The 14,628-nt window shown below is 49.3% G+C and carries 5 protein-coding genes; 1 reads left to right on the top strand and 4 read right to left on the bottom strand.

Annotated elements, in window-relative coordinates; genetic code table 11:
• On the top strand, positions 1 to 349 hold a 349-nt coding region (locus PHW04_12285; protein MDD2716661.1), incomplete at its 5' end, for a DUF3326 domain-containing protein.
• A 65-nt stretch (positions 350 to 414) separates the two neighbouring features.
• Here the strand turns inward: PHW04_12285 and PHW04_12280 are convergent.
• From PHW04_12280 to PHW04_12265, 4 genes are all read right to left on the bottom strand, one after another.
• Positions 415 to 3,468, bottom strand: a complete 3,054-nt coding sequence (locus PHW04_12280) for an SUMF1/EgtB/PvdO family nonheme iron enzyme (protein ID MDD2716660.1) — start codon at positions 3,466 to 3,468, stop codon at positions 415 to 417.
• Positions 3,469 to 3,560: 92 nt separating this feature from the next.
• Positions 3,561 to 8,198 (bottom strand): hypothetical protein, encoded by a 4,638-nt coding sequence (locus tag PHW04_12275; GenBank protein MDD2716659.1) that lies wholly within the window; start codon positions 8,196 to 8,198, stop codon positions 3,561 to 3,563.
• A gap of 95 nt (positions 8,199 to 8,293) precedes the next feature.
• A complete protein-coding gene (locus PHW04_12270; protein MDD2716658.1) occupies positions 8,294 to 10,219 on the bottom strand; it encodes a response regulator in 1,926 nt (641 codons plus the stop codon).
• Positions 10,220 to 10,293: 74 nt separating this feature from the next.
• Complete coding sequence (locus PHW04_12265) at positions 10,294 to 14,604, bottom strand: PAS domain S-box protein (GenBank protein MDD2716657.1); 4,311 nt, start codon at positions 14,602 to 14,604, stop codon at positions 10,294 to 10,296.
• Positions 14,605 to 14,628: the final 24 nt, after the last annotated feature.

The raw sequence follows: 14,628 nt of genomic DNA, 5'->3' as shown, positions 1-14,628 counted from the left end.
TGATCCGCGCCAGGCTGTCGAGATCATTACCGAGAACTTTATCCATTGTATATTGAAGGGCCTGCACCGGGCTCCCCGCTTGAACTACCAGCGTGGGCTGAGTGTCAGCGACATCAGCTGCATGGTATCACCTTACGGCTGCTTCGGCCCGCCGCACAAAGCATGTCTTGATGCCGGCATCCCTGTGATCGTGGTTAGAGAAAATAAGAGCGCTCTGAAAGTCCCGGAGAACAAAAAGTTCACCTATGTCGAAAATTATCTTGAGGCGGCAGGAGTGATCATGTGCATGCAGGCCGGAGTTTATCCGCCTACTGTGCGTCGCCCGCTGGCTGCCACAAAGGTTAAATAGCAATTTAATAACTAGTATACACAGACAGTTCTAGACCCCGAACAGGGGTCTTTTTGTTTTCCGTTTTACTGCCCGATCTGATCTGCGACGACACGCAGGCCGAAGTAATAGTGTCTGGCCTCAGGTGTGCTGCAATAACGAGCAGCAGTCCGGCAATTGCTGGCGGCATCAGCCCAGCTGCCGCTGCGACACACGCGGTTAGAACCAGTGGATGATCCAGCCGGGTCAGCCGTAGCTATACTGGAATAAGCTCCATACCAATCATTGCACCATTCCCAGACATTCCCTAGCATGTCGTACAAACCCCATCCATTTGATTGTTTTGTGCCCACATCATGGGACTCTTGTCCGCTGTTGCTGTAATACCACATACAATTTTCATCAACATTGTCTCCCCAATAATAAGCTGTAGATGTCCCGGCCCTGCAGGAGTATTCCCATTCAGCTTCAGTAGGTAGTCTGAAGTTGCCGAAACCGTTTACTTCCAGGCTGCTGATAAAGCTTTGACAGTCATCCCAGGATACCTGTTCTACGGGCAGGTTACCGGAATTAGGATAACTTGCACCTTGAAAGTAACTGGGATTGTTCCCCATCACCGCCTGCCATTGAGCCTGTGTGACTTCGTATTTACCAAGATAAAAACCTTGGGTGATGGTCACAATGTGCTGCGGTCCTTCATCCGCATTCCGCCCGACTTCGCTGGTTGGGCTGCCCATGGTGAAGTTCCCTGCAGGTATCCAGACGAAATCCATGACCACTCCCGGAGCGAGGGTGATGGTATGGCTTGGCTGAGTGATGATGACAACCAGATGGGTGGTGATTGACTTGCCGCTCTCAATATAGGTTACTTCGATAGTATCGGTTCCGGCTGAGGCAGGTGCCGTATACACTGTACCATTGGATGTTCCTCTGGTCGCAGAATAATTTACACTGCTCACTTCCTCTGTGGTGTTGTTGGAGTAAAAAACAGCCATTTTAACAGTGGAAATTTCAAAAGTGGTGCCTGCTGCCACTTCCAGCGTGAGGGGCTTTGTAGTCAAATAAAGCGGGGATCTGACAGGGGAAGCGATACTTGTATACCAGACATCGTTTTTATATCCTCCTGCATCTTCTCCGCCGATCACCCAGATCTTATCGTTATAGACCAGACTGGTATGGTAATACCGGGCGGAAAAAGCCTGACTGTCAGCTGTCCGGGTCCAGGTGATGCCGTCTGTTGAACACCAGATATCGCCCCTGCAGCTTCCGTTATAACCGTCAATCACCCACATTTTACCGTCATACACAACACTGGTGTGGGAATATCTGGTGGAAAAGGCAGCCGAAGAAATGGCCTGTATCCAGTTAATGCCATCTGTTGAATACCAGACATCGTTTAAATAGCTTCCGTTGAATCCTCCGATCAGCCACATTTTATTGTCGTAAACAAAGGTGGTCTGGCAATCTCTCCCTGAAAAAGCTGCGCTGGCTGTAGCTTGAACCCAGGTAATTCCATCCCTGGAATACCAGACGTCATTTTTGAAAGTAGAACCAGTGTAGCCGCCAATCACCCACATCCTATTATCAAAGACCAGGCTGGAATGATACCCTCTACCAGGGAAAGCCGCATTTGCTGTGGCGCAAGTCCAGATTACACCGTCAGTGGAATACCAGACATCTTTTCTATAGCTCCCGCCATAACCGCTGATCAGCCACATCTTATCGTCAAAGACAAGTATGGTATTCCTATCTCTGGCTTCAAAAGCCGCGTTTGCTGTGGCGCAAGTCCAGATTACACCGTCAGTGGAATACCAGACATCGTTAGTAACGGAACCTGTACTGCCGCAGATCACCCACATCCTGTTGTTGAATACCACTCCTGAATGCCTGTATCTAGCAGAAAACATTGCGGATGCCGCAGCCTGCTGCCATGTTGCTCCCTGAGTCTGCACATAAAATAAAGTCTGCATCAAATCCGAACTCCCCATCACTGCTTCGACTGTGTCCGGGCTGGTCCAGCCGCTGACAGCCTTGCACTCGATCGTGTAAGCAGCGTTTTCCTCGATCCCGACCGTGTCTCCGCTGAATCTCCAGGTTGTGCCATGATCAATGCTCCATTGCGCTCCCGCGCTGACCGCATCCACCGGAGCGAGCGTCACTGTCAATACATGCACCGGAAGTGGAGCTGCTGTAACTGTAACTGTCAATTCCCTGGTGGCTGTAATGTTCCTGCTGGTGAAACTGGCAATCAATTCAGCAGTACCTTCGCTGCCAGGTGCTGTGTAAGTGCTGCCGCTAAGCGTGCCTCCACCTGATTTCCTGCTCCAGGTGACATTGGCGGCGGTTTCCTGGCTGTCGTTTGAATAGACGGCTTTTACTGTGATCTTCGAGAGATCGTAATTCGTGCCAGGGTTGAGAGTAATCGAAGATGGACTGACAGTGATTCCCGTTAATGATCTTGCAGGCAGCCCGGCCAGATATTCAAGCACTCCCGGGCCGTCCATATAGTACCAGTAGCCGTGAACGGGATCCAGGCTCTTGAGATTGGAAAAACTGATGGCTGAATTGTTCATGAAGGAACGGAAGCCTTCCATGCCGCCATTTGTATCCCTGTAAAAACCCATGATGTATTTCGCCACCCCATCGATGGAGGTCAGGTTGAAGACAGAATCGATCACTGTGCCGGTCTGTGTTTCCAGGGTGGGAAGATTATTGCCGGATGGCAGCCAGTATCCAGCCAGATTCCAGCCGGCTGAAAGGGACCATTCCCTGGTGTCTGCGATCTCAGTCCCATTCACTTCCAGGGTGGCTGCTCCGTTCATATAGATCCAGTAACCATGGAGCCCGTCCATGGTTTTGAGGGTGGAAAATTCCTTCAGATCGTCGCTGTTCATGTATGTGCGGAACCCTTCGGTTCCCTCGTCGGCAGGTGAGCGGAAAAAGCCCATCACATATTTCAGGTCAGGCAAGTTTGAAAAAAGCACTTCGATCGATCCGCTGGGTGGAGTCAAACCCAGGCTGATCAGGTTCCAGCCCTGTCTAAGCGGGATCTGCGAAGTCAGCGCTGAGAGGGGGTGGAGATTTGCGGAAAGAAAAATAAAGAGAAGCAGAAAATTTAACAACGCGATATGTTTACTCATGCTGAAACCTGCCTTGGATAATTTGAGAAATACTATGAAATATGTGAAAATTTTGCAAGCTTGAATCCCATTCCGGATGGCACACATGCAATTTACTGAAGTTTGTTTACTTTTACGTGTGATGTAATAGTCTTGCTGTTTTCCGTGTATGTGATTTCGATCAGGTCACTCGTAAAGTCGCTGGGAGCAGAATAAGTTCCTGCTGAAAAGCTGCCGAGGTTCGCGCTGTAACTTACATTGCTGACTTCCTGTGAAGTATTGTCGGAATAGAAAACATATTTATGCAGGTTGGTGCAGTCATAGGCCCCGCCGGCAGCCACGCTCATGGTAAGGGGACTGGTAATCAGATAAAGGGGAGTAGATTCTGAAGAACTGATCTCGCTGTACCAGACATCATCATACCTGGTTGTTCCATCATATCCGCAGATCACCCACACTTTGCTGGCGAACACCATGCTGGCGTGGCCATTTCTGTCGGCCCAGCCGGCGTCGGCAGTGACCTGAACCCAGTTTGCCCCGTCAGAGGAAGACCAGATATCATTCATCCTGTTATTGCTATCCACTCCGCCCATTACCCACATCCTGTCGTCGAACACCACGCTGGTCTGGCTGCTCCTGGCGCACCAGCCGGCATTTGCAGAAGCCTGGATCCAGCTGATTCCGTCTGTAGAATACCAGACATCATTCATTCTGTTACTGTTACTGCTGTCCACTCCGCCCATTACCCACATCTTATTATCGAACACCACGCTGGTTTGATTGCTCCTGGCGCACCAGCCGGCATTTGCAGAAGCCTGGGTCCAGCTGATTCCGTCTGTAGAATACCAGACATCATTGTAATAGGTAGGGCCATAGCCCCAGCCGCCCATCACCCACATCTTGTTGTCGAATACCACGCTGGTTTGATAATACCTGATAGCCCAGCCGGCATTCGCAGTGGCCTGAATCCAGTTCGTACCGTCAACTGAATACCAGACATCATTCGTGTAATTAGGAGAAGCCGCCACATATCCTCCAAACACCCACATCTTGTTGTCGAACACCACGCTGGAGTGGCCATACCGTCCGGCCCATCCGGCATTTGGAGTGACTTGGGTCCAGCTGATGCCATTATCCGAAGACCAGACATCGTTGTAATATGTACCATTATCAAATCCACCCGTCATCCAGAGCTTATTGTTGAACACCATGCTTCTGCAGCCGCTTCTCGGATAACCTCCCAGATTCGCGGTGGCTCTTGTCCAGGAAGCAGCATGGATCGGCTCAACTGTAATGATCAGATGCGTTGTGATCGTCTTCCCGCTTTCCAGATACGAAATTTCGAGCGTGTCGGTTCCAGTAGAGGCGGGTGCAGTATAAACAGTACCATTGAGAAGCCCGAGGACCGGAGTATATGTGACAGTGCTCACTTCCCGGGTAGTGTTGTCATTGTAGAAAACTGTCTTTCTAATTGAGGAAAGTTCATAAGTGCCGCTAACAGGCAGTTCAATTTTCAATGGCGAAGTTGTCAGGTAAAGCGCAATTGCTTCAGAAGTTTCAGTGAGGGAAGCCCAGACATCGTTTCTGTATCCTGTGGCGTCACTGCCTCCAAGTATCCAGACCCTGTTTCCGTATACCAGACACACATGATTATGCCTGCCCGGGAAATCCGCGACAGAGGTTTCCTGAATCCAGCTTGTGCCGTTTGCAGTAAACCAGACATCATTTCTGAATCCTGAACCGTCAAAACCTCCGGTCAGGCCGATGCCCTGGCCGTAAACTACACAGCTCTGCCCGTATCTTCCACTCCAGGGAGCATCTGCAGCCTGAACCCAGATTACCCCGTCTGTGGAATGCCAGACATCGTTTTTCAGGTTCATGTCGTCTCCACCGAACAACCACATCTGATCGTCAAAAACCGCGCAGGCATGATACTGCCTGGCAGTCCAGGGGGCAGATTGAGTTGCCCTCTGCCAGGTCGCCCCGTCGGTCGAACACCAGACATCGTTTCTCCTGCTGCCGTCGCAGCCTCCGATCACCCACATCCGATTATCGTAAACAAGGCTGGCATGAAGGTATCTCGCTGAAAAACCGGCATTCTCAGTGACTCTGGTCCAGGAAACTCCATCAGTCGAGTTCCAGACATCATTCTTATAGTCTCCGCCGGCAACTCCGGCGATCACCCACATTTTGCCGTTGAAAATCAGGCTTGTGTGTCCGAGCCTCGCGCTCCAGCCTGCAGCGGCTGTAGCCAGAGTCCAGCTTACTCCATCTGTGGAATACCAGACATCGTTTTTACAGTTATTTCCATCATAACCGCCGAACACCCACATCCGGCCGCCATAAACCAGACCAGTGAGATTGGCTCTTTTGCACCAGCCGGCAGAAGTGGTGGCCTGATCCCAGGCTGGAGGGAATTGCGGCTGCACAAAGACAAGATACAGCTGATGAATTGTGCTGCCGTTTTCAGTGTAACTCGCCTGCAGTTCGACTGTTCCAGCTGAAGTCGGGGCTGTAAAGCTGTTCCCTGACAGGCTTCCCCCGCCTGAACACTTGCTCCAGACAATGCTCCGGACTTCGCAGGAACCGTCATTGTATCTGATTTCGGAAGTTCCAGGCAGGTTGAGCGTCTGATTCACTGCCGCGATTTTTCTGTTTTCAGCAAGCTGCAGGTCTACCGGCATGTTTGCAGCTGAGTCAATTGATTTCCAGACATCATGAAAATTGTGGGAAGAGTCAATGCCGCCGATTACCCAGATCCTGTTGTCGAAGATCAGACTGGCATAATATTGCCTGCCCGGGAAATCTGCGTCTGAATTGGCCTGAATCCAACTCGTGCCGTCCTCAGTAAACCAGAGGTCGCCTCTGTATCCATACCCGTCATACCCTCCGGTCAGGCAAATCCTCCGGTTGTGAGCCACACAGGTCTGCCCGTACCTGGTACTCCAGGCCGCACCTGCAGAAGCCCTGATCCAGTCAGCGCCGTCTACAGAATACCAGACGTCGTTTTTAGCAATTCCGTCATCACCGCCGAAAATCCACATCCTGTTGTCATAGACAACTCCGGCAAGACTCTGTCTGGCTGTCCACGGGGCATTAGCAGTCGAGCGCAGCCAGAATGCACCATCAGTTGAATACCAGACATCGTTTTTCCTGCTGCCGTCGCAGCCTCCTATCACCCACATCCTATTGTGATAGGCTAAGCTGGTATGAAGGTATCTCGCAGAAAAACCGGCATGCTCAGTGACCCTGGTCCAATCGGTGCCATCAGTCGAACTCCAGACATCATTCTTATATTCACTGTCAGCTCCGGCGATCACCCACAGTTTCCCGTTAAAAACCAGGCTGGTGTGCCCGAGTCTCGCGCTCCAGCTGGCATTTGCAGTTTCCTGTGTCCAGGCAGCTCCATCACTGGAATGCCAGACATCATTCAGCCAGCTTGTATTGTAACCGCCGAGCACCCACATTTTACCGTTGAAAGTCACACCAGTGTGCCATAATCTGGCGCAAAACGGGGCAGCAGATGCAACCTGCTGCCAGAGCGGCTCCACTATCTTCACATACGTCAGTACTAACTGCTGCGGAGTCACAGTTTCCATCACGGATTCGACTGTGTCCGGGCTGGTCCAGCCGCTGACGGCCTTGCACTCGATCGTGTAAGCAGCGTTTTCCTCGATCCCGACCGTGTCACCGCTGATCCTCCAGGTTGTGCCATGATCAATGCTCCATTGCGCTCCCGCGCTGACCGCATCCACCGGAGCGAGCGTCACTGTCAATACATGCACCGGAAGTGGAGCTGCTGTAACTGTAACTGTCAATTCCCTGGTGGCTGTAATGTTCCTGCTGGTGAAACTGGCAATCAATTCAGCAGTACCTTCGCTGCCAGGTGCTGTGTAAGTGCTGCCGCTAAGCGTGCCTCCACCTGATTTCCTGCTCCAGGTGACATTGGCGGCGGTTTCCTGGCTGTCGTTTGAATAGACGGCTTTTACTGTGATCTTCGAGAGATCGTAATTCGTGCCAGGGTTGAGAGTAATCGAAGATGGACTGACAGTGATTCCCGTTAATGATCTTGCAGGCAGCCCGGCCAGATATTCAAGCACTCCCGGGCCGTCCATATAGTACCAGTAGCCGTGAACGGGATCCAGGCTCTTGAGATTGGAAAAACTGATGGCTGAATTGTTCATGAAGGAACGGAAGCCTTCCATGCCGCCATTTGTATCCCTGTAAAAACCCATGATGTATTTCGCCACCCCATCGATGGAGGTCAGGTTGAAGACAGAATCGATCACTGTGCCGGTCTGTGTTTCCAGGGTGGGAAGATTATTGCCGGATGGCAGCCAGTATCCAGCCAGATTCCAGCCGGCTGAAAGGGACCATTCCCTGGTGTCTGCGATCTCAGTCCCATTCACTTCCAGGGTGGCTGCTCCGTTCATATAGATCCAGTAACCATGGAGCCCGTCCATGGTTTTGAGGGTGGAAAATTCCTTCAGATCGTCGCTGTTCATGTATGTGCGGAACCCTTCGGTTCCCTCGTCGGCAGGTGAGCGGAAAAAGCCCATCACATATTTCAGGTCAGGCAAGTTTGAAAAAAGCACTTCGATCGATCCGCTGGGTGGAGTCAAACCCAGGCTGATCAGGTTCCAGCCCTGTTTAAGCGGGATCTGCGAAGTCAGCGCTGAGAGGGGGTGGAGGTTGAAGGTAAAAATAAGGAATAACAATAAATAATTATGAGTCAAGAGAAGTGTTTTCATTTCAGCACCTGCCTTGTAATAATTAAAAAAATACTATGTGAATTCTGGAAAAAATGCAATAATCAGAGTTTCATCGAAAGTGCTTCAAAGAAAAATCAAGAAGAAGGCTCCAGCGCTTCTTTGACCGTTTTCAGCAGTATTTCAGTGTCGCAAGGCTTTTGAATGAACCAGAAGCCTCTGTCTTTGATCTCTTTAAGCTTGATCTTTTTCTGGTCAAAGTATCCGCTGATGAAGATTACCTTCAAATCATGGTTTTGTTCTGTGAATCGTTTTGCCATTTCCAGTCCGTTACCATCTCCCAGAATCATATCCGAAATGAGCAGCTTGAAATCACTGAACTCATTTTGGAAAAGAGCTTCAGCCTCAGTCAGAGAAGATGCTGTTTTTACCTGATATCCATTGAGATTGAGCAGTTTGGAAAAAACCTTCAAAATGTTCTGATCATCCTCGATCAGGAGAATCCGCTCGCCATTGCCCGGTTTGATCTTGCCCTGGATCTTTTTCCGGGTTTTGATGGAATCCGGCTTGACAAGGGGCAGGAACATTTTGAAGGTGGTGCCGCTGCCCATCTGACTCTTGACTCTGATGTAGCCCTTGTGCTTGACAACAATACCGTAAACCACCGACAAACCAAGCCCTGTGCCCTTGCCTTCAGTCTTGGTTGAAAAAAAAGGATCGAAAATTCTGTCGATGATTTCTTCCGGAATCCCGGCTCCGGTATCAGAGACAGTGAGTATGCCATATTCACCTGGAACCGGCAGGCCGTTTCTAAGGCTGTCTGCAATTGAAAACTGCACTTTTTCAGTCTGGATCAGGAGGTTTCCTCCATCGGGCATGGCATCTCTGGCATTGACGATCAGATTCAGGATCGCCTGCTCGATTTGAAAGCGGTCGCCTTTGAAAGCGACTGCATGCTGGCAAAGCAGCATTTTCAGCTTAATGTTCTCTCCAATCAGTCTGGAAAGCATTTTCAGCAGATTGCGGAGCATGGAATTCAGATCAACTGCTTCCTCACGCATCGGATGATTACGCGAAAAAATCAGGAGCTGTCTGGTGAGTTCGGCTGCTTTGAAGCAGGCAGACTCGATTTCACCGAGATATTCAGGTAAATCCCGGGCAGGGTTTTTCGAATGTTTGAGCAGAGACGCGTTGCACTGGATCACCATCAGGCTGTTGTTGAAATCATGCGCCACTCCGCCTGCAAGGGTTCCAATAGCTTCAAGTTTCTGGGATTGAAACAGCTGGTTGCGGAGAGACTTCTTTTCTTCCTCAAGAGTTGTAATCTGTGATTCATCAGTGACGCAGGCAATGAATCCTTCAAATTCGCCTTTCTCGTTTTTGAGTGGAGAAATTCCGGCCTTGACAGGGATTTCGCTCAGATCTTTCTTGATCAGCGTCAATTTCAGGATCTTTGGGCAATCTGTTTTCAAGAATTCCCTGTTCCTGAAAAAATCACGGTCTTCATCAGCTAAAAAATCACAGAAATGCTGGCTGCACATTTCCTGCTGCGAATAATCCAATAATTCCAGAATCCGCCGGTTAACGAAGAAAGTTCTCAGACCTCCATCCACCGACCAGATCCCTTCATTCAGGTTTTCCACCAGTTCGCGGTATTTTTTTTCGCTGTCCGATAACTTCCTTTCGATCCTTTTGCGCTCTATGGCATTGGAAATCGCCCGGTCCAGGTATTCGATTTTTCCTTTGATCAGATAGTCCTGGGCATAATTCTTCAAGGCTTCAATCGCCAGTTCTTGGGTATCCATGCAGGTAAGCACAATGATCGGAATTTCCCGGAATTCAGCCTGCACTTTATACAGTGTTTCGATCCCGACGCAGTCCGGAAGATTCAAATCCAGAAGAATTACGTCATATCCACCCTGGGATAGATCTTTCAACCCTGTTGCCAGGTCAGGGCTGCAGTCAAGCCGGTAGGAAGGACAATGCTCTTCCAGCATGACTCTGATCAGTCTGGTGTCATTCTGATTGTCTTCGATCAGAAGTATTTTTATTTCATTTAGCATTTTTTCAATCAGGAAACATGAGTACAATCACAGCATACTTCCTATTCTAATTATTGTAATAAACAGTGGTAATTTCAAGTATTTTTATTTTCTTCTAAATATTTACGGATGGCTTTCTCAATCCCCTCGAAATTTTCCCGCAGATTTTTCATGGTTTCCGCCGTTTTCAGGGTTTCATGCTTGTCCAGCGAAAATTTCAATGCCTGCGCCAGGCTGCTTAAACTTTTAGCTCCCACATTGGCCGAAGAACCCTTGAGAGAGTGGGCGTGCCTTGCGGCAACCTTGAAATCATTGGCTTCAAGCGCTGCTGCAATGCTATCGATCAGTATTGGTGTATCTTCCAGAAATCCCTGCAGGATCTTCCGGATCTGGTCTTGATTATCATCCAGAAGGTTGTTCAGAACCCCTTTGTCAAAAAGGTCCTCAATGATTTTGGTTGCATCCTGCGCATGAATCTTGCTCACGTTTTCATCCATTATTTTTTCGATGGTTTCCGCCAGTTTGGCCTGGCTGACCGGCTTGGCAAGATATCCGTTCATGCCCGCAACCAGACATTTATCTTCATCGCTTTTAGCCGCGTCTGCAGTCATGGCGATCACAGGGATATCGTGATTCCTTACTTTTGAGGCAGGATTTCTGATCGCTACGGTGGTTTCGTAACCGTCCATTTTCGGCATTCTGCAATCCATCAATACCAGGTCATAACTGATCGTCTCCAAGGCTTTCAAAGCTTCCAGACCATTGGCTACAACATCGACCTGATAACCCAGTTTCGATAAAACCCAGAGCGCTACTTTCTGGTTGATCGGATTATCCTCAGCCAGGAGAATCCGTAATTTGTGCTTAGGAATCTTTTTTTCTTCCAGTCGTTCAATCTCAATTCCTTCTGCATCCCTTTCCACAGGTATCAACGAAAAACAGAGCCTGAACCAGAAAGAAGATCCTACACCTTCAGCACTTTTCGCCCCTATGGTTCCTCCCAGCAGCTCGACCAGACCCTTGGAGATTGAAAGTCCCAGGCCAGTCCCACCAGAATCATAGTTAAGAGAAGCGTTTATCTGCTGGAAAGGTCTGAACAACCGATCAAGTTTAGCTGCCGGAATCCCGATTCCGGTATCATTGATTTCGAATCTGAGTTCGATCGATTTTTCAGTCTGCCCGACAAGGCTGATCAGCAGATCTATTTTACCCTTGGCTGTGAATTTGACGGCATTGCCGAGCAGGTTGATCAGGACCTGCCGGAGTCTTCTCTGATCACCGATCAGGCAGAGAGGGATCTGCGGATCGATCATGGTAACCAGTTCGAGACCTTTTTCTTCAGCTTTGAATGCAATTATCTGAAGAGAGTCTTTCACACATTTTCTCAGTTCAAAAGCAAAGTTTTCCAGTTCCATCCTGCCGGCCTCGATCTTGCTGAAATCCAGAATGTCGTTGATGATCGCCAGCAGGTTTTCAGTGCTGGTTTTAATGATCTCCGCGTGTTCCCTCTGTTCGACAGAAAGCTTGGAATCGAGCAGCAGGTCTGTCATGCCGATCACTCCATTGATCGGAGTGCGGATCTCGTGGCTCATATGCGCCAGAAACTCACTTTTAGCCTCATTGGCTTTCTCCGCCTGGGCCGCCATTTCATTGGCCCGGTTCGTGGCTTGTTCCAGCCGATGGTTGGTCTCGATGAGGTCGGTCTCCATCCGTTTGCGCTCAGTGATGTCGTCAACGGCAACAACAGCATACCTGCGGCCTTTGAGAAGGACCGGTTCCGCACTTACGCTAAGCCAGGGATGATGTTCACTGCCGTTGATCATAAGAGTGGGTTGAATTTCGGCATTGTGAATCGGGATCTCAGAGGATAAAACTTGAAGAATCGCTTTTCTCAGCGGACACTCGGAACAGGCATCTGCAAAGCCGCATCCTTTCGGGCTCTCACTGCTGTGTATGCAGTTCAACCCGTTTCCGGTCCGCTGATGAATGATTCCAGCCGGCTCCCTCGATATCATGGCCGCGATCACTGTATTGGCATCCTCGATCATCATTTCTTCATCAAGCAGGAGCATTCCCATCGGCGCTGAGGCGAAAACAGCCTTTAAATTGTCTCTCTCTGTTTGCAGTGCTATTTCCGTCCGCTTCTGATCTGAAATATCGCGCACAGTGGCCTGGATCACTATCTTGTTTTTAATCTCCATGCGGGTGAGCAGCACTGTAGCCGGGAACTCTGCTCCGTTGAGCCGTTGATGAGTCCACTCGAACAGATAATAACCCTTCCTGACTGCCGTCTCGATCATCTTCAGGATTTTATCAGTTGAGAGCTGCCCATCCGGCTGGCGTTCAGGAGAAACATCCCTGGGACCGATCGAAATGAACTCTGCCACGTTATTCACCCCGAACATTTTCAGGGTCGCCTGGTTGCAGGAAGTGAATTTCCACTTGGGAGGCGCAAGAGTCATTAATGCGTCCTGTGAGTTTTCGTAAAGAGTACGAAACTGCTCCTCGCTCTGATGCAGGGATTCATTCATCTGCTTGTATTCTGTGACATCCCGGAAATACCAGACGCGACCATAATATTCCTCATTATTTCCAGTCAGCGGAGCTGAATTGAGCTCAAAATACCTGCCGTCCGTCAGCTCCAGTTCATCGCGGCTTATTTCCTGATTGTGCTGAGATACATATTTTTCTATCTGTAGGAATTTGCTTGGATCAACGAGCTTGTTGAGCAGACAGTGCATCACGCGTTCATTGGGCCTGTTCCCTATAATCTCTGAGGAGATTCTCCACATCACGACAAAGCGTTTGTTGAAAGAGATGACCTGACCTTTTTCATCGACTACGAGAATTCCGTCGAGAGTAGCTTCCTGCTGGGTTGAAAGCAGGAGGTTTTTGTATCTCAATTCATCCTCGATCCTTTTGCGCACCGTAATATTCTCCACCTGGCTCGCCAGCAGAAATGGTTTTTCAGACTCATCTTTGATCGGATAAAGATTATGCCTGAGCCATAAAATCTTGCCGCTGGAGGCTTTGATCCTGTATTCGACTTCAGTCCGCTCAGGTGCAGCTGTCTCCAGAAAAAGTCTGTATTTCTCAAGGTCGTTCTGGGATACGGCATTATCCCAGATCCGGTAGTCTTTCCGCAGTTCTTCGCAGGTTGATCCGAAGATCTTCTCAAAGGCAGGGCTGACATAATGAATCGTCTGACGGTCGAGGGATGTGAGCAGAAAGATGGCATGATTGGCGTTGGACATCAGCCTGAATTTGAGTTCTGACTCGCGCAGCGATTCGCCGACTGATTCCAGAGCTGAAAGAGTACTGTTAATATTGCCGGCAAGAATGGAAATCTCATCTCTGCCCGTGACTGAGATCCGCAGTTTGGGATCTCTGCTCTGGCTGATCCCTTTCAACTCTTCCTCCAGAATCTCCATTCTGTCGAGCACGAAAATCTTCAAAAGGAAGTTGCTCAGTACGATGGTGAAAACAAGCAGCATCCCCAGGCCAAGCATGATGAAATTGATGATAAACTGCCCGAGTTTGTAAGAATCACGGGGCATCTTCACTTTCAAAATCAGATCCGGCCGGCCGTAGATATCCCTGATCAGGGTGTAACCGGTAATCCAATCCTCAGATTGAGGAATGGTATGGAATTCATTTCCCAGGTCGAAGTTCCGCTTGACATCAAGAAACTCAACCGGAAGATTTCCAGCTTGATAGTTCCAGATCGACAGGTCCATGCTGGTGCGCCGGGCCAGCCGCTTGACCCATTCCTGGTTGAAAAAGCAGCCGATCACCATTGTGCCTGCTTTGGGACCTGGTATCCTGATGTTGCGGACCGGGGTTACTGCAATCAGCATCTGGTCGGATCCGCTCTGGAAAAAACCGGCGGCTGCCTTCTGATAATCTCCGACCCTGGTCAGTTCTGAAGTTGCAAGCATTTCCACCAGACCCGGCGGCCGGTCGATCTCTTTCTGCGCCTTCAGATCAAAGAACTTGCTGAAGAAGAGGTTCTGGTTGTTGTCGAAAAAAATGAAAATATTGATGTTCAGGGTCTTGAAAGTCTCGCTCGACATGTTGACCTTGGCGTAATTGGCATAAGTCTCGGAGCTCCTGAGGCTGGATGCAAAATTGTAAGTGTCCTCCCAGAGTCCCCAGTCGTAACTGGTGCCGGTCAGTTTGTTGATGTCTTCCTGGATCGCTGATAAAACCCGTTTCAGGTTTGTGTCGGTATTTTCCTTTTCAATCAGCAGGAAACGATTCCAGAGGATCTTATGGGCTGTAAAAAAAAGCAGCAGATTCAAAGTAACAACAATCGTGCTGATGATCAGAAAAGTTTTCTTTTTGAGTGACATACTGGTCACCTGGAACTTACTTTTCTGGGTATCAGGATGATTATTTTCCGCCATGATCTTTACAGATTAACAATTTTT

It is taken from the genome of Candidatus Wallbacteria bacterium (genome assembly GCA_028687545.1).
In the GTDB taxonomy this organism is placed as follows: domain Bacteria; phylum Muiribacteriota; class JAQTZZ01; order JAQTZZ01; family JAQTZZ01; genus JAQTZZ01.
Note: the sequence above shows the minus strand (reverse complement) of the source record. Positions and strands in the feature narration are given on the sequence as shown.

What these genes read in the sequence shown, in the direction of transcription:
- PHW04_12265 (MDD2716657.1), bottom strand. Translation starts at nt 14,604, where the DNA reads ATGGCGGAAAATAATCATCCTGATACCCAGAAAAGTAAGTTCCAGGTG.
- PHW04_12280 (MDD2716660.1), bottom strand. Translation starts at nt 3,468, where the DNA reads ATGAGTAAACATATCGCGTTGTTAAATTTTCTGCTTCTCTTTATTTTT.
- PHW04_12270 (MDD2716658.1), bottom strand. Translation starts at nt 10,219, where the DNA reads ATGCTAAATGAAATAAAAATACTTCTGATCGAAGACAATCAGAATGAC.
- PHW04_12275 (MDD2716659.1), bottom strand. Translation starts at nt 8,198, where the DNA reads ATGAAAACACTTCTCTTGACTCATAATTATTTATTGTTATTCCTTATT.